This is a genomic window from Arthrobacter sp. MMS24-S77 (genome assembly GCF_054888235.1).
Genome location: NZ_JBTZRN010000001.1, coordinates 1,114,510 through 1,137,435 on the forward strand (window position 1 = coordinate 1,114,510; position 22,926 = coordinate 1,137,435).

The window sequence follows — 22,926 nt, forward strand, 5'->3', positions numbered from 1 at the left end:
GCGTCTCCCGCCCGCGCTCCTAGCTGCGGGCGGGAGGCAACTCAAGGTGAGCCGGGAAGTCTGGTCGGCAGGCCGATAGCTCTGCCATGGAACCGGAGATCCCCGTGAAAGGAACGTTCACCAGAGGTGGTCTGGGCAGGGCCTTGCGCGCCCGCACCGCGCTGCTGTTGGCGTTTGCTTTCGCGGTCATGGCCGATCCGGTCTCCTCCGTCGCGTACGCCATCGAAGCGGCCCTGCGCGCCTTGAACGGTGATTTGGCGTTGCTGGTCCCGACGATGGTCCTGGTGGTGGCGATCGTCGGCTTGGTCATCGTCAACTACCGGCGACTGATCTCCCGCTACCCGCAAGGGGGCGGGGCGTCCGCCGCTGTGGGTGAGGCCTTCGGAGATGGTTGGTCCTTCATCCCGATCGGTGCCCTGGTAGTGGATTTCGTGCTCACCATCGCGATCAGCGTCTCGGCCGGGTCCTCGGCGGTGATCGCCTATTTCCCCGCCCTTGCCGCGTGGCGGTTGCTGCTCGGGCTGGGCTTGGTGGTCCTTGTCGGTGCTGCGAGCTGGTTCGGACACCTGGGCCGGCTGGTCTTCGCGGCGATGACCGTGGCCTTCATCGTCCTTTCCGTTGTGGTCCTTCTCTACGGTTTGGGCGCAGCGCCTCGACCGGTTGGCACGATCACGGATGCCCCCGGGCATCAGCCGGTCCTTGCGGTGGTGCTCGCCTTCCCGGTCGCCATGGCCATGGCCACCGGTGTGGAAGCGGCGACCTCGGCGGTTGCCCAGCTCGGGCAACTCGGCAACGACGGGAAGCGCCGCTTTGGGCAGCTCACCCTCTGGCTGACTCTCGCCGTCGTCGGGATCATCACCCTGGGCCTCGCCCTGGAGGCCGCGCAGCTACACGTCGGCATACCTCCGGAAAACAGCACGCAGATCGCCGAACTCGCCCGCCTCACGGCCCCGGCACCCGTGTTCGCTGCTTTCCAGCTCGTCACTGCCCTGCTGCTGCTCTCGGCGGCTTCCTCGGGCTTCCAGGCCGGACCGGGCTTGCTGAAGGCTCTGGCACGCCACGTCAACCGCGATGGTGAGACAGTCGGTATCCTCCCTTCCTCCCTGGGCCGCACCAACATCCACCACACGCCCTATTGGGGCGTCGCACTGTTCATCGTCCTGGCCGGAGCCGTCACCGCCATCGCCGGCAGCAAGGACCAGGAGCTTGTCCTGTTCTACGCCGTCGCGGTATTCCTGAGCTTCCTGGCTGGCCTGGTCTCCATGGCACTCTTTGCGCGCAAGGACCGCCAACCGGGATTCCTCATCCTGAACACCGTCGGAGCCATCGTCGTGGCGTTCACTCTCCTTGCCAACCTCTCCCGCGGTTTCCCCATCGCCAGCCTCGCCGCCGCCCTCGCCATCGCCGGGCTCCTTTACCGGGCCTGGACCAAAGCAGGACGCCCGCGCGGCATCCGCAACGCAGCAGCGGAAGCAGAAACCGAATGACGCACCCACCGCCCTCGCTAGCCGGCGTCACTCCGGCGGTCCGCGACGTCGAACGCCTCGAGTACCGTGGCCCCTTCCGCGAGAAGGGGTTCGCGATCGGCTGGCTGGGCCACGAGGCGGGTCACATCGCTGAGGAGGGTCTCGACGTATTGCCGCACGACGGCGCGGTGGGCCTCGTCGCCGAACCACACAAGATCGCGGCACACGCGCAGCAGGGCCCGGACCACGCGAGGCTCGTTCGCGCCGTACCGCCGCACCTGGCCGAGGGCCAGATCCACGAGATAGGCGAAATCGCGAGCCGGTACGTGCAGCCTGACGGTGCCTTGCGCGTCCGCCACGGCCTGTGGGCCGTGCTGCCGGAGGGTGAGGGCCGCGAGGATCGAGCCGAGATGGTCCACCGCTTGGTTCGCGGTGTAGGGGTCGTTGATGGCGGGCGAAAGCGCCTTGGATGCGACGTCGGCGAGTTGCCGGATCCCGAAGGCGACGTCCTGCTCAAGGGTCCGTTCGTAACCGATCCGCACGCTCTGTGCGAGCGCCCGGCGAAGTTCAGTGCCGGCGTCGGGCGCAAGGGGACGTTCGCCGTCGCCGGTGCTCTCCCACACCCAAGCGAGCGGGGACCCGGCGATGACGTGCCGGCCCACCATGGGCACCATTCGGGCCGTGAGGCCCCGGCTCGCGAGCACCCCGACGAAGGCCTCGACATGGAAGGCCTGGACGTATCCCGACTGCGGTACCAGCAAGGCCGTGGCGCCGGGCGGCGGGTTGGGCATGCGAATACCGGGATCGCCTGGTACGAACGACCGCTCGATCACCTTGAGCGTGGCCTTCTCGACGCCCTTCATGACTTGGTCCACCTGGATGGAATGCGATAGATGGTGGGCGAAGAAGACGAGCATGACCATGCTCACGAACAACAGCAGCAGTGCGCCGCTCACCGCGAGGCGCGGGTAGTCCTGGGTGCGCTGTCCGGCGGCGATGCCCACCGTGTAGAGGCCCGCCGTGCTGTACGCGAACGTGGCCACGAACGCGCTGAGCGTCACCTGGTTGGGGATGTCGCGCAGGAAGTTCCGCAGCAGCCGCGGGCTGAACTGCGTCGAGGCGAGCTGCAGGGCCACCACAGTGAGGCCGAGCACGACGGCGATGACCGTCACCATGGTGCTCGCGATCCCGATGAGCAGGTTCCGCGCGTCGTCGGACGTCCCTTGGAAGAGGAGGACGGCGAAGGGAGACTCGGGGTCGAGCTGCACTGCGGAGAGGCTCGCCCCCGCGATGATCGCGAGGACGACGGCACACGTCGGCATCGCCCACAGGGCACTCGCAAGATACTCCCGAACGGCCTCACGCCTCACATGTGACACTCTCGACCGGCGGTCTTCGCGAGTCAAGGGGCCGTGCTGGAATCCTTGACTTCACGGTGAGGCTCAACAAGGGTGGAGGGGATCGATCCACGCGAAATTCTTTCGAACCAGGAGATCCACCATGACTCTTCCCACAGGCCTGACTTCCGGCGTCTGGTTGCTGGACATGTCCCACAGTGAGATTGGTTTCAGCGTGCGGCACGCTGGCATCAGCAAGGTCCGCGGCCGTTTCACGGAAGCGAGTGCCGAGGCCCGCGTGCGCGAGTCCCTGGCCGACGCGTCCCTCCACGCGACCGTCAAGACCGCGAGCTTCGACTCCGGCGATGCCAACCGGGACGCCCACGTCCGCGGCGCCGACTTTTTTGACGTCGAAGAGTTTCCGGAGATGACCTTCCGGGCCACCAGCGTAGAGGGCGACGGCGATGACTACACTCTCACGGGCGATCTCACCATCCGAGGGATCACCAAGCCGGTGGAGCTGGAAGTGGAGTTCACCGGCGTCGCCGTCGATCCATTCGGCGCGACCCGCGCCGGGTTCTCCGCCGAAACTGAGATCAGCCGGAAAGACTTCGGACTGACGTGGAACGCGGCCCTGGAGACCGGCGGTTTCCTGGTGAGCGACAAGGTGAAGATCAACCTTGAGGCCGCGTTGGTGAAGCAGGGGGAGGCTGGGGCGTAGTAGGCGCGGGGACGGGACTCTTGGTGCCGGGGTGGCGTACTTCTTGGGGCCTGGGTGGGCGGGCGTACCATGGGCCATGGCTCGTTTTGGAATGAAGATGGCATGTACGTTCCTCGCTCTTCTTGGGCTGTCGCTGGCGGGGATGGCCCCGGCAGCAGCGGCCCCACCTCCCCGGACTCAGGGTTTGATCGGCAACGATGTTTCCTGGCCACAGTGCGGCAAAACCCTGCCCGGGGACAAGCGTTCGCGATCGTGGGAGTGACCGGCGGTCTCGCCAACAACACCAACCCTTGCTTGGCGCAGCAACTGGCTTGGGCGGCTGGCTCAAAGGGGGAACAGCGCAGCCCAAGGTCGCCCTGTACGTGAACACCGCCAACCCTGGGCTCGCGGGCTCGTGGTGGCCCTCGTCGAACACCTACGCCGGCACACAGGTCGCCAATCCTTACGGGACGTGCGGCGGTGCGGTCGATCTCGCCTGCTCCTACATGTACGGCTACGCGAAGGCTTATGACGATGCCACTATCCGCGGCGTGAACAACCCTGGGAGCTATTTCTGGTGGCTCGATGTGGAAACCGGCAACAGTTGGCAGACCACCACAGCACTGAACAGGGCCGACCTTGAAGGAATGGTCACCTACTTCAAGGGCATCACCTCCGACAATGCCGGTGCGGGTGTCGGGATCTATTCGACGGCAAGTCAGTGGGGAACCATCGCCGGAGCCGTGCCCGCCAGCAGTCCGCTCGCTGGGCTGCCAAGTTGGCTTCCCGGTGCCAACACCTTGCGCGCAGCGAAGTCCAATTGTTCTTCGCCTGGCCTGACGCCTGGAAGCAGGGTGTCTGTGACCCAGTACGTGTCCGCCGGGCTCGACTACGACTATTCCTGCCCCTGAGTAACCACTCGCGCTGCGAGCCCTGTTCGGAGAGTTCGACGGCGGTGGCCAGGTTCTCAGCCAGTCGTTCGCGGTTCTTGGTGCCGGGGATCGGGACGGAGTGCTCTAGCTTGAACCGATCGTTACATGATGTCCCAACTGAGAACCCGGGACGCGCGCGGTAGATTGCTTTCAGGTTCATTACTGGCCATATGGCAGTGACGCGGGACAAAGGGGTACAGATGACTGTCGCTGGAGCGTTTAACACAATCTCGGACGACCAGGCGCGCTCAGGTTTGGAGCGCTATTTTGGACTCGGCGAGTGGGCAGGCATTGGGTACACCGGATCGCATTTCGATTCCTTCGGTGTGAATGGCGATGTCGTCTTCGCCTCAGATGACCTGATCTCCGTCTCTTGCCTTTCGGTGCACGTTCCGGCACCTGCCGCACTCGGGATCCTTGGCGATCGCTCAGCAGAAATCTCAGCCCTTCTGGGAAAGATTCCAAACGACCTGGCGCTTCAAGATATCCCGCTCGAGGATCACGATAAGTACTTCGGAGAAGGTAGCCCCTGTTTGCTTCTTTGGCGACTTTTGCGGTCGCAGGAGGCAGAGCGTTGGGGCGTGGGTGCCACAACCGCAAGCAAGCTTATGGCCCGGAAGCGTCCTGCTCTTATCCCGATCTATGATTCCGTGGTTGCCCGTGTAACGGGCTTCAAGGATTCGACTGGAACGTGGAAAGCTTGGCACGAAGCATTCGCCACTGATTTTGAATTGGTTAGGCGTTTGGAGGCTTTGCGCTCGACCATTGGGCGGGATGACATCGCCCTCCTTCGGATCCTCGACATTGTGCTTTGGATGCACGGTAGCCAAGGAGTCGAAGTCCTTGGGAACGCCGCACAGGAGGTCAGCTAACCATGCCGGTCGGCGACGCGCAGGCGGCGTTTATGGCCGCCGCGGCCTTGGACGGCATCCAACTTGAACCGGCGAAGGTGCCCTGGATCAACCAACGTGGACATTTCGGGCTCCCGGAGCGGGCGGTCATTGCCACAGCAACTTTGAATGACATTTTTGAGGATCTGGGTGGCCAAGCCGGTGTCCACAAGTCCAAAAAGAATACTGCTCTGCGAGGCGACTTTTATCATGGGCGCTCAAGGACCTTTATCGAAATCGACGAAATCCAGCATTTCACGTCCTTTCGCCTTCGGACACTCGAACGATATCCGGGGACCATCCCGCTCGGATTTCACCTTGAGGAGTATTTAGAGTTGTGCAGACAGCACGCTCCTCGGGCGGACAGGTACAGGGCCACCAAGGAAGCCGTTGGCTTCGGCCCGCTAGGGCGGCAACGCCAGCGCGCGTATTACGACGCCCTTCGCGATCTTGCCGTTCCGTCTATGGGATATCCACCCCTCATCCGGATTCCGATTCTCAACGGGGATGGCGCCGCTGGCTATGCCGCGAACCGTGATTGGCTAAGTGGGAGACTCCGGGCGTCGGACGAAGCTTGATGTTGCAACCGCTCGGGGTGCTTGAGAATTATTCGTGGTGGTAAGCGGCAGCTGGATGTCATCTACGTCGGCCGCGCCGCCCCGATCACGAACCGTTTGGGTAAAGGCACTCAGTAGATTTGTGCTGGAACTACAACATGCCGTCTGACTAATTGGCCCGGCCAAGGGAAGCAGGAAAAGGGACATGAGCGATACCGCGCTGCGCGCCGCGAACATCAGAGTGATGGCATGATGACTGCCCCGCTGCGGGTGTGCCTGCCCGATCAGAAGCTCCTGGACGCCATGGAGCCTTCCGCCGACGTCGAGTTCGTGGTGTGGGACTTGGCTGGTCCCGCGCCTGCGGACCGCTTCGACCTGCTGGTGCCGCCCTACATGGGGCAGCCGGATGCCCTCGCGGCGCTGGATGGCGTGCCGGTCCGGTTGGTGCAGAGCCAGTCGATCGGGTACGACGGCGTCGCTGACGTCTTGCCCCCGGGTTGCGTTTTCGCCAACGCGACGGGCGTCCATGAGACGTCGACGGCGGAACTCGCCTTGGGAATGATGATCGCCAGCCAGCGCGGGATTCCGGACTTTGTGCGGAACCAAGCGACCGGTACGTGGGCTGCCGGGCAGCGGCCCAGTTTGGCGGACCGCCGCGTTCTCCTGGTGGGCTATGGGGGAGTGGGGAAGGCCATTGAAGCCAGGCTGTTGCCGTTCGAAACGCACGTGACGCGGATGGCCAGCCGGGAGCGGGACGATGAGCGCGGCCGGATCTTCGGCATCGATGCACTGTACGAAATGCTGCCGCTGAACGAGATCGTGGTGGTGAGCGTGCCGCTGTCCGAGCACACCCGCGGTTTGGTGGATGGCCGGTTCCTCGCGGCCATGCCGGACGGCGCGTTGTTGGTGAACGTGGCGCGGGGCCCGGTGGCGGACACGGAAGCCTTGCTGCGGGAGACTTCTTCGGGACGGCTGCGGGCTGCTTTGGATGTGACCGACCCGGAGCCGTTGCCCGCCGACCATCCTTTGTGGACGGTGCCTGGCGTGCTGATCACGCCCCATGTGGGCGGGGCTAGCTCGGCGATGTTCCCCCGGATGGTCCGGCTGATTGAAAGGCAGATTTCCTTGCTGCTGGCCGGCGAGGCGCCGGTGAACGTGGTGCTGGGTAAGGAATCAGTGGCGGGGTAGGGACTGAGCTGGTAGGGGCGTTTGTGGCGGCGTGAAGGGTGCGTTGAAGGCCACTATGGGCACGTTGGTGGAGGGGGTGCAACGGGTGGATACGGGTGGACCAGGAGCGCACTTACAAAAATTAAAAGCCGTGCCGGGCCTTCTTCATTTGCGCCGGATGTCCGTATGCAGGCGTACATTTCACGCATGACTAACGCAACGAAGTCCGCAAAGGGGCGGTCAACCACCCGGAGATGCCCGGTTTGCGGTCACGAGGCCTGGCCGATCATGTACGGCCAGGTGATGCCGGACGCCCGGGATGAGCTCCCGAAAACCGAGTTTGCGGGCTGCTGCATCGACTCCGAGCGCAGGATTTACCCCGCCACTGGCAAGGTCGAGATAGGTACCCCCAAGTGGGCCTGCCAGAACGACGACTGCCGGCATCGGTGGTGGTGACGGCGCTCCTTGTTCGGAGGGCCCCTCCCTTAGCCGTCTTCCAGCGTCGGCCGCCACGCCTCCGCACGCGCCAGGACCAGCTTCAGCTCCCGGCCGCCCGCCTCCTCTAGCAACCCGGAATCACCCACCACCACCAGCAGGCTCCGCGCCCGGGACAACCCCACGTAGAGCTGCTCCCCCGCCCGGTCCATGTCCTTGAAACCGTTGACGCATAAGACCACAACGGATCGTTCCAGCCCTTTGAAGCCCAGGACGTGCCCGTAGAATTCGGCTTCTCCGGCGTGGAATTCTCGCCAGTACTCTTCGGTGGCTCCTCGTTCGTAGAAGTCCAGATGCACGGGGTGGCGCTCCTTGGTGGTGAGGAGTGCGACTTGGTTGTTGGCCCAACCTTCGGCGATGAGCGCATCTACGCAGTCCCCGGCGACGTCGAGCGCCTCGTCGGTAGGGCAATCCACCAACCGGACAGGTAAGCCCGTGCTGCCGCGAGGCGTGAAGTGCTCTCCGGCGAAGGGCTTGAATGTCTCGGCGATCTTGCGGGTGTTACGGAGATTCTCATCAATGTGGATCGGCACAAAGCTTGCGGTGGGCCCGTAGGCCAGGTCCGCCGTCGCGCCGCCCCACCTGCGGTAGACGTCCTGACGGTCATCCATGAACGCGAAGACCTCGCCGCCGTCGGGGTCTTTGGTGCAGGCCAGCAGCGCTTCCCACCACAGCGGGGCAAAGTCCTGCGCTTCATCGACCACGACGGCGTCCAGCCGCTCGTGGGTCTCCAGTCCAGCCGCGAGTTCCTTGAGGAGCCGCGGCATCTCCTCGTCGAAGTAGGCCTGCCCGGCGCCGTCGGGAACGCCCAGCCCGCGCACGTATTCGTGGAATTCGCCGGTGAAGACGGGCTCGGCTTGACGCCAAGTGGCAACCCGGTCCTGCAGGTATTGTCCGAGGCCCTTGTTGTAGCAGAAGAGGCCGACGCGTTTGCCCTGTTTGCTGAGTAGGCGGGCCTTCTCCACTGCCAGCCAGGTCTTCCCGCTGCCCGCACCACCGGTAAACCGGATCCGGGGGAGTGACCGTGTTGCTTGGAGCAACACTGCCTGACGCTCGGTGAGGTGGTCTTGCGCGTCTTCATCCTCCTTGGGATTTCGGGAGGTCCCGACGGCGGTGTCCAAGTCTCCGCTCAGCTGACGGACGATGCGTTCCAGGAAAGCCGGGGCCAAGGGGGAGGCCCCGCCACCTTCGTTCTCTATTGCCCGGCGCACGAGCTCGGCGGGGGACTTGCTGTCGGTCTGGTCAAGGATGAGCGAGCGTGGGCAGCCTGCCATCGCCCAGTCGTTGGGTACCGCCGTGTAGGGCAGGCTCACCATGTATGCGCAGCGGCTGCTCAGGCGTGAACCAAGCTGTTTCTCGAGCCAGTTCTTGAAAGCGTGCAGGGAGCTCTGTGACTGCGCAATGGGGCTCTGAATCTTGTGCTTTCCGTGCCGGTCGGACTGGTACCACTGCCCGTCGGCAATGCTGACCTGCCCGCCCTTGACCTCGATGGCCGCTATCCCGACGCCTGGCCAGAGGACAAGCAGGTCGATCTCGTGCTCGGCCCGGCCGTCACGAACTTGGACGGAGTGGGCCAGGACAACGTCGTCAGGGAGGCTCTTCCTCAGCGCGTCCCAGACAGCCTTTTCCGCCAGCTGACCGTCGCCGAATTCCGGTTCCTCCGGTAGGCACCTCAACGTTCACCCTCACCGCTCGACAGTGTTTCCACCCCAACTGGTATCACTTCGTACACCTGACCCAATGCGGGAAGATGCATGAGCGTGCGAAGAACGGGTTTGCCCGCGGCTGCCACAAGCGCCTCGCGGTAGGCCGCCATCTGCCCCAAGTACTTCTCCAGAATGTGTCCCTCGGGATCGTTGCCCGGATACGTCTTGTGGTCAACGAGGACGAATCCTTCTGGGCTCTCAAGAAGGAGGTCTATCCATCCTTCCATCACTCGGTTCTCCGGCCGCCAGCTAATAGCTGCCTCTCGGTGTCGGATCCAGCCGGGGAATTCAGTTTCGAGGTATGCCTCGAATCTTGTTCCCGAAGAGAGGAGCAGCTCGGGCTCGATAAGGTGCCCCACGTTCCAGCGAGAGATGATGCGCTCGGCAAGAGATAGCCGCTGGTCGGTGTCGAGGGTTCCGTGCCCCGTCCCGAGGTACGCGTGGACAGCGCTACCGACTGCGCCCCACTCGTTCGTACCATGGGCAGCCAGGTGCGGCCCGAGTTGTGCAGCCAGCAGCACCTTTGCCTCGTGCCCCGAAGAATCTTGGGAGCTGGCAGTGATGCGGGACGGCAGGTGTTTCGCGGTAGGCAGGGAACATGGAGCGTCACTAAACCGGGCTTCCTCAAGGACTGCGAAGGCGGCCCCTTCATCAGGTTCACATCGCGCCACTCGGCCCCGGAGGACTGTACCGCCGGCGATCCTTAGCTCACCGGGATCGTCCGAGCCGTCCACCGCGGCCCAGGAAAGCAGCGAACTGACTCCGAGGTTGTTTAGCAGCTCAGGAGAATTGCCCTTGGCTGTTAGCACAGTCGTCTGCACGGCCCGGGTCATTCCGACGTACATCAGCCGTGACATGTTCTGGCGCTCGCGCTCCTCAGCGTTCAAGGCCACTTGACTCTGCTTGCCACGGGTGTCCAGCGGCGAACCGGCATACGGGAAAGGGCTTGGCCAGAAGCGGATCCAGCGCCCCGCAAGCGGTCGTTCGAGGTCCAGCGCACCATCCTGCTCAACGGCGGCCCCGAACGCAGCGAAGCGCAAGTCTTTGTCGAGCGCCTCCATGACCACCACGGGCCACTCCAGCCCCTTGGCCTTGTGGTACGTCAGGACGTTGACGACGTCCGGCCCGGCGTTCTCGGCCGATTGCTGCTCTTCTGAGCCGAAGAAGGTCAGGAACCCGCGCAAGGTGGCGGGGGAGCGGAGCGCCAGGCAGCGTTCGTAGTAGTCCTCAAGGGTGCCGCGGAATGCATCGAGGTTGCGGAACCGTGTGGCAGGTGCAGACCAGGATTTGATGAGCTCTGGAAGCCCGAGCACACCCACCACGCCTTCGAAGATTTCTGTCGGTGTGGCCGACTTGGCCTGCGTGCGCAGGGCGTCCAAAGCCGTCAGCGGCGGTTCCCCATTCCAGCGTTCAAGGACCGGGGCGGAGTCGACGGCGGACAACAGCTCTTGCTGCCAGGTCCGGTTCGAAGGATGGTCGGGATGGAGGGCAACAATCTCAGTGAGCGCGACCGTGTCGTAGCCGTCCGCGAGGTAGGCCATTCCCGCGCGGGCCAGCTGGATCTCGCGGGCTTCTGCGAGCTTGCGCGGATTGCGGCTTGCCCTGATTCCCAAGGCATCAAGGGCAGCTGAGAGCGCATCGACGTCGGCGTTGGACCGAGTCAGTACCGCGATGTCTCCCGGCCGGATCTCGGAGCGGCGAGCCAGGAAATCAGCGACGCCAGCCGCCGTCGCGCGCAGGCGCTCGGCGTCATTGCTTTGCGGACGCGTCCAAGCCTCAAGGCTTCCGGTGGACCAGCTTTTGTGAGCCTCAGGCAACTCGAGGTGGACGGTTTCGTGCGCCATGCCGTGTTGGGCAAAGACCGGCTCGAAAACGGCATTCGAGAGATCGACAACGGCTTGGTGCGACCGCCATGAATTGGAGAGCTGGCGCTTTGTTGGCACACGGTCCACCACGGCCTGCATGAGGTCCGGGTCTGTTCCGCGGAATTCGTAAATCGATTGCTTCGGATCGCCGACCCACACGGCATCCTTTACCAGACGGCTGAGCTGGAGGAAGAGTTCAAGCTGGAGCGGGCTCGTGTCCTGGAACTCGTCGACAACTAAGAAGCTGATGCGCGTCGCGAACGACGCGCGGAAGCTTTCGCTGTCCCGGACCAGCCGGAGGACCAGCGACTCCTGGTCCACGAAGTCCATGAGTCCATGAAGTCGTTTGAACTCGGCGTAAGTCGTGAGGCATTCGGCGGCACAGGCAAAGATGCGCCGGATGTATTCTTCCAAGTCCGAGTGGAACGCCGGATTGGCGAGGAGTCCCTCATGAATACGTTCACGCAGGTCCCAGAAGATGGATTTGATGGGGCCTATCGGATTGGAGGCCATGAAGCCCCGCCAAGTCTCCCAAGGCGTGTCGTCGACGGAGACCGCCTGATCGAGCTTTTGGATTAATTTGGGGTACTGCTCGATGAAGCCCTTCGTATTGATGTTCGCGGCCTTGCCGTCCGGGCCCACCCCAGTCTTCGCAAGGACGTCGAGTTGTGCACGCCGCTCGAGAAACTGCCGACGCCAGTGTTCCCGATCGTCCTGGCCAGGGTCGTCGAGCAATTCCCGCATGCTAAGCCATGAACGCTCGGCACAGGCAACCAGATCGTCGGCATCAAGGAGGTTGGTTCGAGCGGCGTCGACGATCCCGCGAACTGTCTCCTCCCACGGTTGGGCGTCGCGTGCTCCGGTTCCATCAGTTCCCATCGGGCGGGCGATGGGTAGGATCTCGGTCCCATGTTCGGCGAGGACGGCATCGGTGGCCAGATGGAAGATCCCTTGGAGTTGCTCTTCACCGATTACTTCGAGCGCGGGAGAGAGTCCGGCATCGATCGCGTGTTCCTGGAGCAATTTTCCGCAGACGCCGTTCACGGTTCCGATAAGGCTTGCCGGCAGTTGCTGTGATGCAAGCTGTAGGGCTTCGGCGACATTGGCCTGTCCCGCTGAGGAGGCCGTACTTGCCTGTTCCAGCAGCCGGGCCCCGATGCGCTCCTTCAGTTCGCCAGCTGCCTTTTTGGTGAAGGTGGTTGCCATGACGGCATTTGCGGGCAGCCCGTCCTCGATCTTCTCGGCGATCACCTGAGTGAGATGGAAAGTCTTCCCGGTCCCGGCGCTCGCCGAGACCATGGTGACGTTGTCCAGCAGGTTCATGAAAAGTCCCCCTTCAATCCGCAGAGCACACCGAACTCGCAGAAACGGCAGGGTGGTTTGATGTGGTGTCGGCCGGCGTCGGCGTCTATTTGGGCGCGGTCAGGCGCATCTTCCGCACGGGCATCGTCAGCGGGCTGCGCCGCCGTGATCCGTCCGGCGAGCACTTCCTCTACGGTGAATTCGGCGGCCCGTACAGCCTGAGTCCAAAGTTGAGCGGGCTCGATCGCCCTGGGCAGGCCGGTGCCGAACTGGGTGTGGGCGGACGCGAAAGCGCCCTGCTTGAGTAGGTAGAACGCCGTCGGATCATCGGGTGGTATGTCGCCGGGGTGGAGAGCCCATTGGTAGAGCGCGAGCTGGAGGGCGGTGCCCTGCTGGATTTCCTCACGCCGGTACTTGGCGTTGTTGGTCCACTTGAGATCGACGACGACGGTGCGGCCTTCGGTGTCGATGCCCACTGCGTCTGCACTGCCTTTCACCGGGACGTTGAATTCCTCGCCGCCGGCAGCGAGCCGGATTTCCTTCTCGAACTCCTCCTCGACATTTTGGAGGGTGATGCCGCCGCGTGAAAGCTGGGTGAAGAAAGTCCTGATCGAGGTTACGAGGGTGGCGACGATAGCGGCGCGGCGGCGGAGTTGGCCCGGCAATAGCAACTCCGAGGCGTAATGGGGCATCAGTTCGTCGACGGTAAGCCGGATTTCCGTTTCGTCCGGAACTGCGCGGTTCTCCGCGCGTAGGCGATAGTGAAGGACCTCAACTACCTTGTGCGCGAAGCTCCCGAGCATCTGGTTGTCTGTGGGGATGTTGGCGGCGTCGGCTACCCGCAGGTGCGACTTCTTTCCAAGCACCCAGGCGAGGGAGCAACCGAGCAGAGTGGAGAGCTGGCTAAAGGATAGGCGATCCGGCCGAAGCGAGGAGTTGGCGCCAACTTCTTGAACGGGTGCGGGCGGAACCGGACGGCACGGATCCACGGGAACCAGCTGCGCTCTCCGTCCGGCGAACTGCCAGTCACCATCGGGACGGGTCAGATCGGCGGACGTGGTGCTAAGGCGTGCGAGCCGCTCAGAGAGGGACTCCCCGGAATCTGCCGCCTGCACGGACGGCTGGGCGGCGGCAAGCGCCTCAAGGAGTGGATTGCCTTCTGTGCGTTCACCGTTGAGTTGCTCCACTTGAACGATGACAAGATTCCTGCAACGGCTGGCCGCAGCGAGTGTCTGTGCGATCGATAGAGCCGCGAGATCTTCCGGCGACAGCAGGTGCACGCCCACTCTGGCGAGGGTCTCGACGTCGTGCGCCTCCCAGCTGCGCCCTGACGCTGTACCGCCATTGCGGAATCCCCACCACAGCACGGTTTCGACGTCGTCCTTGAGCTCATTCAGGTGGTTCAGCCGTAGCCAGGGGCTGGCTTCTGTGGCGACCAGGGGGTTGGACGTCGGGGTTACAACAGAGGCAATGATGCGCCGCAGCTCCCTGCGGGAGATGTCCGGCAGCGGCGCAACGAGCTCAACGAGTCGCTGAAGTTGGCCAAAAGCCGTCAGGAAGGATGCGTCGACAGCGGCCAAGGCCCTTAGCCGGTCTGCGAGCCAAACTGATTTCAACTCGAGCTCTGCACCACTGGCGGTGTCGCCGTTGAGCAACTCGGTGCGGAAAAGACGGTCTAGGGTCCGGGCAAGTTCGGAACCCAAATGCTCGTCCTCGGCGATCATCTGAACGGCTTCCTGCCAGGCTTCGCCCCCGGTTCCTGGCGCTTGTTGGAGTGCCCTCAGGAGATGACGAGCTGCCGCCCGTTTGACGGGGGTGGTCGGTAGTGACAGGAATTCACCGAGAAGCCGAACGTCCACTGGTGCCCAGATGAGTTCGAAAAACAGGGGAATAAACTGGTCCTGTGCCCGCCACGGTGAGCGGGTCCCCACGCCAAGACGGGGAAGCCCGTGCCCGGCCAGGTACTGGTCAAGCACTGAAGTGCTGTCGGAGCACACAACCGCCGTGCTGCTGTTGTCACCGTTGGCCAGCCAACGCGCAGCATGCTCGGCAGCTTCCCATTCGGTTTCGGCAGTGAGGACAGTCATCCGGGGTGGTGTTGCTATTCGTGGCGATTCGCTGACGTTGATGCCGCGCTCGCGGAGCTTGCCGATGATTTGCTGCCAAATGCGTGGGAAGGTGGCCTCGGGGTGCTGGAGGATGAGTTGTCCGATGCCGAGGGGGAGCGGGGTCCCCAGGGCGTCGAGCAGTTCCGGGACATCGTCTGCCAGTGAAGGTTCGAGCGCGCCCCCGACCCGTTCGGCTGCAGAGAGCGTCCGGAGAAGAAGTGAAGGAGCTGCGTCCGGATCGTCGCCGGGCAACGTGCCGTCCCAACCATTGCTCACGGCATCGTCCCGCGCGTCGAGGAGCTCGCGTGCGGTGGACCAAGGGTCAACCGTGAGCGAGGCGTGGAACCATGCGCTTGGCGTGTCGACGGCCTGCAGTCGCTGCAGATATTGGCTGATGCGCTCGGCGTGCGGTGTGTCGGGACGTGTGATTCCGAGCCGGGTCTGGAGAAGGCTTGTGAAACCCTTCCGGCCCACCCGCACGTGATTGAGGCCTGGTTGGGTGTAGGCCCACGGCGCTCGGTCCAGAAACCACCCGAACTCAACGATCATTGTTGCCCCCGTGCTTGTCTGCCGGCTTTTGTATCACCGTACGGGAGGAGTCGGACAATTATTTGACAGTCGTGGCCGTGGCTCTATGCGTAATCGGACCGACCTCGGTCTCTGTGTTCTTGCGAGGCTGCTGCCTGGTCGCGTTAAGGATGCGCAGGCGGCGTGCCTCAAATAATTCCAGACTGTCCAGGCGGTAACGCGCGTAGGTTGGCAGGTCGGAGGGCAGCGCCGGCGACTTGAAGTTGTCGAAGGGGAGCAAGAAGCGCACTGCACCACTGGCATCCACGAAGTCGCCGAGATGGAAATGATCGATGTATCCGGCGAAGGATCCGAACAGCGCAAAGAAGCCGTCATAGCGATCCATGGTCGTGGCCAAGGGACTCGTGCCACCCTCGTAAAAGCGCCGGATCGCTTCGAGGGTCAAGTCCCATCGGTCTTGGATCCGCGGATGAGTGCCTCGATTCTGGTTGAGACTGCCTCGCGAGACTGGGAAGATCATGAAACCGCAGATCGTGTAAGAGCGTCGCAGGAACGCATCATTGACCTCGTCTGGAAGCTGCGCGTAAAGGTGGCTCAGTTTCCTCCGATGCCGGGTCGCAATCGTGTCGCTTCCGAGAACGATTCTCGTGACATCTGTTTCATACACAAGATACGGTGAGCGAGCGCGCCCAGCGTGAAGCTCGAACGGCCGCCCGTCAGGAAGCGGCTTGCTCCAGAGGAGCTGGTGGTATCGCCGGAGTGTAGGGCTGTGACTGTCGGGGTCCTTGCCCGCTGGAGTGTCATCGAAGAAGTTGTAGTCGACGTCAATCTCTCTCAGCTCGCCCATGAACTGAAACTAGCAGGAACGGCCGACGGGCTGGTGTCCTACACGCCGATGAAGTGCTTGAACCGTAGAACGAGATTCGACGTCACGCCGTGCGCACGTAGTGCCAAAGGACGATAATTACCCACCACGGTCGCGAGTTCAGTGTGGTCGCACGTCTGGCGAACCTGCTGGATGGTCATCAGGGTGGCGATTACCTCGTTGGATGCCGGTGCGCGCGGCACCCCCGAAAAGGTTCCTGCCGTGGGTGAGGATTGAGCCATGGCAAAAGCGCATCCGCGGCCTAACCGCCGTGATCTATAAGCAGACCGGGTTCGTTCCGGTGATCCAGAGTGCATCCTCATGAAGCAGATGAGGCTCCGGTACGCCGGGGAGTGTCGGCTGTGCAGTGCCTCTCTTCCCGCCGGGACGGAAGCAATCTATGAGAGCGAGACGAGGACCGTCCGCTGCCTGGAATGCATCCCCGAGGCTAAGTCCCCGGATCCGGAGCCACCCGGTGAACCTTCATCGCCCACGGAGTCCGGAGTAGCCGGGTCGTCGGCGCGACGTGAGTACGAGCGCCGCAAGGCCAAGGATGAAGAGAGGCTCCGGGCGAAATGGGGCCGATTGGGTGGCCTTGCCGTCGCGCTCTCCGACGAGCGGCAAAGCACCAAAGCCTGGGACCAGGGTGCGATCGGCGAGGAACGCCTCGGGGCCCGGCTCGATTCCTTGGCCGCCGATGACATCGCGGTCCTTCACGACCGCCGCATCCCCGGCTCGAAGGCTAACATCGACCACATAGCCATCACTCCCGGTGGAATCTGGGTGATCGATGCCAAGCGGTACAAGGGGCGACCCGAGCTGAAGATCGAGGGTGGCATCCTTCGGGCTCGCGTCGAGAAGCTTACTGTCGGCGGGCGCGACTGCACGAACCTGGTCGACGGGGTGCTCAAACAGGTCGGGCTCGTACGCGACCTTGTCGGGGATGTGCCGGTCACCGGGGCGCTGTGCTTCGTCGAAGCCGACTGGCCACTGATCGGGGGAGCGTTCGCCACGGGCGGCATTCACGTTCTCTGGCCGAAACGCCTAGCCAAAGTACTAGCAGAGCAGACAGCCGGCGACGTTGATGTCGCCGCTACACGTGAGTCGTTGGCCTCGCGGTTCAAGTCTGCGTGACGTCAGGGTGTGCTTTCGAACGTCTCGATTACCCGTTCTGCAACTCATGGGATGCAAGACGACACTAAGTCCGGGAGCACGCCACCGAGCGACTACAGAACGACTTCCCGCCCACCGCGAGTACGGCGACCGGGCAGGGGAGTGGGCTCTGCCGGGCACGTTCCTTCGCGAACGCGAGCGGCTGAGTGACGGGGTTCTGAGGTGCCTCAGCGAGAAGACGGGCACCTCGGGCCGGGTGCCGAGGCAGCTGCAGGTCTTCGATGATCCCGCTCGGGATGACCGCGGTTGGGTGCTCTCTGTGGCGCACGTTGATGTGGTGCCTTTGGCGGCGCTGGGGGAGGCGTTAGCGTCCGACGGCGTCAGGCTGGCTTCAGGAGCTGGGGAACCTAGCGTCGTGGCTGGGTTGCCGTGCGGTCATGCGGACATCGTGGCGAAGGCCGTGGAATGGATGCGGGCCGCTTACGCGGAGCTGCCGGATCCTGGTGCGTTGCTAGATGAGCCGTTCACGCTGCGTGATTTGCGCACGCTGCATGAGGCCGTGGCGGGGGAGACGTTGATGCGGGACACGTTCCGGAGGTTCATGGAGCCGAAACTTGTCGGGACGGAGCAGATGTCGGATGGGACGCGAGGGTGGGTGCGCCCGAGAGCATAGATCGGTAGAAACCGAGTCAGACCAAATTGTGCGCAGATTGCGCGCAGTCAGTCGGTGACTTTGGGAGGATTCCCAGCATTCGGCAGCGGTGTGATTGCGTCAGGAGTTATGTGAGGCATGGCGATGAACGCTATATCCTGGCTGAATGATCACCGGGGAGACAGGAAAGCCGTGGATAAGCAACGAGGTTGACGCCACAGTTGAGAGATACTTCGACATGTTCATCATGGACGTTCAGGGGCAACCCTTCGTCAAGGCCGGTGTGTATCGTGAGCTTTCCGACCGGTTCCCTTCGCGGAATGTGAATTCAATAGAACGCAAAATGAGCAATATCAGCGCAGTGTTGGTGGGCCTGGGTTACCCGCATCTGCGCGGCTTGTCCCCGTTAGCAAATTATCAGCAGAGTCTTGTGGAATCTGTTCTAGCTGAATTGAGTCGTCGCGGGTCGCTCGACATGATGCTTGATTCCAAGCTCACGGACCGCGCTCCCGTGGGGGTCGTTGATATCGTGCGGGAATCTCCTGCTCCGACGGAAGTCATTACTGATCTTCTTCACGGCCGGGGAATGGCGAGGCCATTCAAGCGAGACTATCTTCAACTGGAAGCAGCCAACCAAGCGCTTGGATTGGCGGGCGAGTTGGCCGTGGCAAGGCGAGAGCAGTCCTTCCTTCACGGGATCGGACGAACGAAGCTCGCAGACCGCGTTGAGCACGTGGCGCAAACGAAGGGGGATGGCCTTGGCTATGACGTACTTTCCTTTGATCCCACAGGCCGCGAAAAGTGGATCGAGGTCAAGACCACCAAGTACGCGATTGATGTGCCCTTCTTCGTCACCCGAGGGGAAGTCCGGGTCTCTGCCGCCGCTCCTGAGCTCTACCATCTCTATCGACTGTACGGATTCGGTTCGGCTAAGGGCACGGGCCTATATCGGCTTCCGGGAGACCTGGAGAAGTCCTGCAGGCTAGACGCTCTCACATTTGAAGCGGCGCCAATGCAACGGTCGAGCGCGACATTTATCTGAATGGTTTATCAAGCAACCACTCCGCCGCCTCAGGCTCGTGCAGGCAGCGGCTTCCAACCGGCAAGTGTGGCGACGAGCACGACACTTAGCACAGACATGATGACTGCAATCATTTCCTCGGGTGCGCCAAGGCCAGGCGCTGCGCAGGGCGTCACGACACCGCTCGCTCCCTGAACGCTCTGCGCCGAAGTGTCGACACCGCCACGCTTCACGGTCGCAAATTCAGCGGCTTGATCTCCGCCCCTTCCTTGATCAGCCCAAGAAGATCGCCCTGCCTCGCCTGCCCCAATGTCAGCCGATACTTCGCAAGGCCAGCCAGCATGTGCTTGGTTCTGGGCACATCACGGCTCAGCGGGTGGTCCAGTAGCCGCCGCTCGATCTTGTGTTTTCCTGGATGAATCCAATGCGGGGCGAACTCAGTGCTGGAATCCTCCGGCTGCGCAGCGATCCCAGACGCGGCAACCGAGAACAGCGTCTCCCACGGGTTCGTGACCCCCGGCTTCAAAGCCTCTGAACCGTGGGCATCAGCAACATTCTTCCGAACCGCATGGCCCAGGTACCTGTGCACTCGTCCCTCGCGCTGTTCGAAATCGACCGGATTGCCGGGCACATTCCAATGGATGACAGAGTGCGCCCACCAGTGGAAATCGATGCCCTCCTGCCCCACTGATGTAGATGCGAGAACGAACGGCCAGAACGGGCTGTTGAAGGCTCGGCGCACGTCGGGCATGCGGTTATTGTCGCCGTCGTCCGTTTTGGCGTTGCTGTACCGCACGGCGAAACGGACGCCCATCCGGAGTTCCTCAGGAGTGCCAGGGTACTTGGCGAGCATCTGTGCCGGCTTGAGGGACAAGGAGCGTCGGATCTCATCGGCCAGCGTCCACAACTGTTCCGTGGTGATCGTCCCAAGAGCCAGCTGGCTTCGGAGCTGAAAGACGTACTCGTCCAACGCCGCCTGCAGGTTGCCGGCTTCGCAATAGCGCAGGACCTTCTGCCAGTAGGCGCCTTCGGGATAGAGCTTTTCGAGCAGCTCCGAGACGTCGAGCCGGTTGAACAGTGTGCGTAAGCCGGTTGCCGAAAACACCGCGGCCTTCCATAGCTCGGTACCATCGAATTCGACTGGCACCACGCGCTTCAGGGCACGGAAGAGGCAGTTGGCGGGGGAGTTTACAGCCAGGTCTTCAAGTCCGTCTTCCCAACCGGTCGGCTCACCGCCGGAGGCCTCCAGCATCCGTTCAATATGGGCCAAGTAAAGCCCGGCCTCGGAGCCAGCTTCCTGGTCTGTTCCGTCCGAGTCCGACGCTTTGCCGAGTTGCTGGGTGTACTCGTCCAGCTTGCGCAGCTCTCGTACGGCCAACTTGGCATCGTTCTTCCACTCTGACGGCAGCGCGCCCGCCACCGAGAAATAAGATGCCCAGGTTCCGAGGCGGCTGGCGGGGTCAGCTTCGGCACCGCCCACCATAGTTTTGACGGCTTCTGCCACGGCTTGCCGTAAGGCGGACCCAGATACTTGAGATCCCGCCAAGGAGGCGCGTCGCAGCGGATCGCCTTCGAGCGCAATGGCGGCATGGGGGATGAAGAGCGCCAGCGTGGACATGGCCTGCGGTTCACCGTCGCGGACGCGGAACCGTAGTCGGCCGCGGAAGCGCTTGCGAGCTTCTGCCGTGTTTTCACCGTGCAGCTCCGAGCCTTCCAAAATCTGACGCTCGGCTTCATAGGACAGTAGCGTCGCTATGGCCGTTGGAGCGGCATTCCAGGCTGAGAAAACCAGCTGCTTCGTCACGGGTCCGGCCTCGGCAAAGGGACCGTCCGGCAGAATGTAGGGGAGCGACGGCGGCATCCACAGCAGCCTCCACCAGCCCTGGCCGATAGTGTGCTCGCGAACGGCCCGGAACTTGGCGTTGTCGGTCTCGACAGCCCCATAACGGCGATATGCATCGGGGTCGATAGTCGACAGGGCCGGCAGTACTGGGTCAACGGCCTGGCGGTCACACTGAATCCGGCCATCCAGCATCCTGCCAACCTTGTAGTCAGTGAGGAAATGCGCGAACATCGGCACGGACTTCCAGTACTCAATCGGATTTCCCGCGCGCGTGGCACGGAACAAGGCGGCCAGGGACCGGTAGCTCTGAAGGTCCCGCGCGCGCACATCCGTGGGGAGCATCGGGATGACGTCGAGCATGTCGTCTTTACCGAGCTGTGGCCGCTCGGTACGGGTCATGAACAGTTTCAAGCCGTCCTCAATGCGGCGCGTCAGCGCGTCGTCGGTAAGTTGTTTCAGCAGCTGGGTCCGTCGACTGTCCAGATCCGTCTCGATGCTTTCCATGTACCCGGGACGCTCGCTGCTCAGGAATCGCAGAAGCTGCCGGAAGTCTGCAGCGTGGTCGTCGCCGCTTTCCTCGTTCGCTCCGGTGTGCGCCTTGTATGGCGTGGCCGAAAGCAGGATGAGCTTGGCACCCTTGTAGTTCAGGAACTGGCGCGCAAGCTCGGCTGCGGGATCCTCGTCGTCCGGCGCGGAACCGGGGGTGTATAGGAGGTCACGGAAGCGCTGGAACTCGTCCAGGATGATCAGATCCGGTTCCAGGCAATCCAGCCCGGCCTGGGCCAGGTCTCCTCTGAGCCCGCCAATGATGGCGCTCATCCGGGGACGGACAGCCTCCGCTCCGTCCGTCAGGGCATCGCGCATAGAATCTTCAAATGCCGGCAGATTTCCGCTGCTATTGGCGAGCTCAAGAAATTTGTCGCGCACGGCCGTTGCGAATCCGTCAGGGAACTGCTCAACCAGCCTCTTGACCTCCCAGTTGAAGCCAGGGGCCCGCGCGCCGGACCTCAAGAGCTCGATTGCGTCGTCATGACGCTGTTGGCTGATAATCCCAAGCTGCTGGAGGATCCGAAACAACACCGCGCGCTCCCTGGCTTGGCCGGGGGCTTTGCTGACGTTGAAGGACGTGCCCGGCGTCAGCGAGATGAAGTTCACCCGTTTCCGGGTCCCCGATCCGGCTGGAGCGTTGAGTTTCGCCAGCTCGGTTGGCAGCAGCGTCAGCCGCCCGGACTCAATGATGTCCTTCTGCCCGGTGACGTTCAGCCGGTCGAGGTTCTGCTTGGCCAGATCGGCATTGGAGCAGACGTAGACGACGTCGATCCGTTCCACGCCGGAATCCGGCTGGTCGAGTCGCTCGATGGCTTTCGCAATGACGCCGCGGGCCACCATGCTCTTGCCCAGACCTGTCTCGTCGGCGACGAGGAAGCGATCCGCCGGCTGGTCATCCAGATAGAGGCGCTTGAAGACGTGTTCCACTGTGCGGCGCTGGAAGCCACGGAGGCCGTCTAGCGCGAGAGTTGCATCAAACCCCATGAAGTTCCCCTATCTCCAATGCCTCGGTGGCTGCCGTCCACAGCGCGTGCAGCTGCTGAATTTCCGGGTCATCGCCGCGAAGGGCGAGCAGCCGGTCCATCACTACTTTCAAATCCGGGAAGACAGAGCCGGCGTCCGGACCCGCCATCGCGCCGACCATCGCTTCGAAGAGTCCCGCGGTGGAGCCGTCTCCGAACCCCGAGCCGGCGAACCATCCCGTGCCAGTCCCCGAACTGGGAAGGGCATCTTCCGGGGTGAGGAACAACAGGAGGAAGTGCCGGAGCTTTTGCGGGTCGTCCAGCTGGCGGGCAATAATCTCATCCAGCCGTCCAGCAGGGTCGGTACGCAGGCTGCCTTGGATCACAGTGCTCTTGGACAGCCCGGCTTCCGGGTCCTCCAAAGTGAGCGCCAGATACGGGGTCACGTCCGCGAGCGGTATGGCGTGGAAAACGTGTTCGTGGTGACCGCCAGAGGGCTCGACGACGGCGCTCGGCTGGGGGAGTGAAAGGAGCCGAAGCTTCGCGTGGAACTCGGGATTGGGCGACCAGTCATGCCAGACGGTCACCTTGAACGTGTTTTTCGCGTCGCCGTCGGGGATGGCGTCGAGGAGGAACTGCTGGGCTGCAGCGTCCCGCAGCGCATTCTCCAGCCGGAAGACAGCCACATCGTCTTCGGAACGGGCTTCGCCTCCGCTGCCCGAGTAATCCTCGAAGGGAACGTCCTTTAGGCTTTCTCGGATGCGCTGCACCCCCAGGCGTTTCTTGGCTCCCCGCATTTCCAGCAGGAACTCCACGTTCCTGGTGAATCCAGCCTCGGTTGCATTCGCCGAGCCTAGGAGCGCGTAGG

18 protein-coding genes are annotated in these 22,926 nt (G+C 63.0%); 10 read left to right on the top strand and 8 right to left on the bottom strand.

Features of this window, described 5'->3' with window-relative positions:
* Nucleotides 1-86: 86 nt before the first annotated feature.
* Nucleotides 87-1,487, top strand: a complete 1,401-nt coding sequence (locus ACX5I4_RS05140) for an APC family permease (protein ID WP_461835714.1) — start codon at nt 87-89, stop codon at nt 1,485-1,487.
* Nucleotides 1,488-1,504: 17 nt separating this feature from the next.
* Here the strand turns inward: ACX5I4_RS05140 and ACX5I4_RS05145 are convergent, their stop codons facing one another.
* Nucleotides 1,505-2,836 (bottom strand): DUF2254 domain-containing protein, encoded by a 1,332-nt coding sequence (locus ACX5I4_RS05145; RefSeq protein ID WP_461835715.1) that lies wholly within the window; start codon nt 2,834-2,836, stop codon nt 1,505-1,507.
* A 130-nt stretch (nt 2,837-2,966) separates the two neighbouring features.
* Here ACX5I4_RS05145 and ACX5I4_RS05150 point away from each other — a divergent pair, with 130 nt between their 5' ends.
* The 6 genes from ACX5I4_RS05150 (at nt 2,967) to ACX5I4_RS05175 (ending at nt 7,505) form a co-directional block, all read left to right on the top strand.
* A complete protein-coding gene (locus tag ACX5I4_RS05150) occupies nt 2,967-3,524 on the top strand; it encodes a YceI family protein (protein ID WP_461835716.1) in 558 nt (185 codons plus the stop codon).
* Between the two features lie 290 nt (nt 3,525-3,814).
* Complete coding sequence (locus ACX5I4_RS05155; RefSeq protein WP_461835717.1) at nt 3,815-4,414, top strand: hypothetical protein; 600 nt, start codon at nt 3,815-3,817, stop codon at nt 4,412-4,414.
* 191 nt (nt 4,415-4,605) lie between these two features.
* Nucleotides 4,606-5,307: a DUF6308 family protein gene (locus tag ACX5I4_RS05160; protein WP_461835718.1), complete on the top strand. Its 702-nt coding sequence runs from the start codon at nt 4,606-4,608 to the stop codon at nt 5,305-5,307.
* A 2-nt stretch (nt 5,308-5,309) separates the two neighbouring features.
* Complete coding sequence (locus tag ACX5I4_RS05165; RefSeq protein ID WP_461835719.1) at nt 5,310-5,903, top strand: DUF7255 family protein; 594 nt, start codon at nt 5,310-5,312, stop codon at nt 5,901-5,903.
* 231 nt (nt 5,904-6,134) lie between these two features.
* Nucleotides 6,135-7,070, top strand: a complete 936-nt coding sequence (locus ACX5I4_RS05170) for a 2-hydroxyacid dehydrogenase (protein WP_461838654.1) — start codon at nt 6,135-6,137, stop codon at nt 7,068-7,070.
* Nucleotides 7,071-7,256: 186 nt separating this feature from the next.
* The gene (locus tag ACX5I4_RS05175) at nt 7,257-7,505 is read left to right on the top strand and encodes a hypothetical protein (protein ID WP_461835720.1); all 249 of its coding nucleotides are present in this window, start codon (nt 7,257-7,259) and stop codon (nt 7,503-7,505) included.
* A 29-nt stretch (nt 7,506-7,534) separates the two neighbouring features.
* Here the strand turns inward: ACX5I4_RS05175 and ACX5I4_RS05180 are convergent, their stop codons facing one another.
* Genes ACX5I4_RS05180 through ACX5I4_RS05200 form a run of 5 tightly spaced genes read right to left on the bottom strand, consistent with a single transcriptional unit; the run spans nt 7,535 to nt 16,160 of the window.
* A complete protein-coding gene (locus ACX5I4_RS05180; RefSeq protein WP_461835721.1) occupies nt 7,535-9,220 on the bottom strand; it encodes an NERD domain-containing protein in 1,686 nt (561 codons plus the stop codon).
* Nucleotides 9,217-12,438 carry a UvrD-helicase domain-containing protein gene (locus ACX5I4_RS05185; protein ID WP_461835722.1) on the bottom strand — a complete coding sequence of 1,074 codons (3,222 nt, stop codon included), beginning with the start codon at nt 12,436-12,438 and terminating at the stop codon, nt 9,217-9,219. The genes ACX5I4_RS05180 and ACX5I4_RS05185 overlap by 4 nt, the downstream gene beginning before the upstream one ends.
* Nucleotides 12,435-15,074: a PD-(D/E)XK nuclease family protein gene (locus ACX5I4_RS05190; RefSeq protein ID WP_461835723.1), complete on the bottom strand. Its 2,640-nt coding sequence runs from the start codon at nt 15,072-15,074 to the stop codon at nt 12,435-12,437. Before ACX5I4_RS05190 ends, ACX5I4_RS05185 begins: the two co-directional genes overlap by 4 nt.
* A 58-nt stretch (nt 15,075-15,132) precedes the next feature.
* Nucleotides 15,133-15,900, bottom strand: coding sequence for a DUF6994 family protein (locus tag ACX5I4_RS05195; RefSeq protein ID WP_461835724.1), 768 nt, complete (start codon nt 15,898-15,900; stop codon nt 15,133-15,135).
* 38 nt (nt 15,901-15,938) lie between these two features.
* Nucleotides 15,939-16,160 carry a hypothetical protein gene (locus ACX5I4_RS05200; RefSeq protein ID WP_461835725.1) on the bottom strand — a complete coding sequence of 74 codons (222 nt, stop codon included), beginning with the start codon at nt 16,158-16,160 and terminating at the stop codon, nt 15,939-15,941.
* A 79-nt stretch (nt 16,161-16,239) separates the two neighbouring features.
* Here ACX5I4_RS05200 and ACX5I4_RS05205 point away from each other — a divergent pair, with 79 nt between their 5' ends.
* The 3 genes from ACX5I4_RS05205 (at nt 16,240) to ACX5I4_RS05215 (ending at nt 18,725) form a co-directional block, all read left to right on the top strand.
* A complete protein-coding gene (locus ACX5I4_RS05205; protein WP_461835726.1) occupies nt 16,240-17,052 on the top strand; it encodes a nuclease-related domain-containing protein in 813 nt (270 codons plus the stop codon).
* 448 nt (nt 17,053-17,500) lie between these two features.
* Nucleotides 17,501-17,704, top strand: a complete 204-nt coding sequence (locus tag ACX5I4_RS05210) for an NrtR DNA-binding winged helix domain-containing protein (protein WP_461838655.1) — start codon at nt 17,501-17,503, stop codon at nt 17,702-17,704.
* A 145-nt stretch (nt 17,705-17,849) separates the two neighbouring features.
* Nucleotides 17,850-18,725, top strand: a complete 876-nt coding sequence (locus ACX5I4_RS05215) for a protein NO VEIN domain-containing protein (RefSeq protein ID WP_461835727.1) — start codon at nt 17,850-17,852, stop codon at nt 18,723-18,725.
* Nucleotides 18,726-18,933: 208 nt separating this feature from the next.
* Here ACX5I4_RS05215 and ACX5I4_RS05220 read toward each other — a convergent pair whose 3' ends face one another.
* Entirely contained in the window at nt 18,934-22,080 is a 3,147-nt protein-coding gene (locus ACX5I4_RS05220; protein WP_461835728.1) for a helicase C-terminal domain-containing protein, read from the bottom strand.
* Nucleotides 22,070-22,873 carry a hypothetical protein gene (locus ACX5I4_RS05225; RefSeq protein WP_461835729.1) on the bottom strand — a complete coding sequence of 268 codons (804 nt, stop codon included), beginning with the start codon at nt 22,871-22,873 and terminating at the stop codon, nt 22,070-22,072. The genes ACX5I4_RS05220 and ACX5I4_RS05225 overlap by 11 nt, the downstream gene beginning before the upstream one ends.
* Nucleotides 22,874-22,926 lie beyond the last annotated feature (53 nt).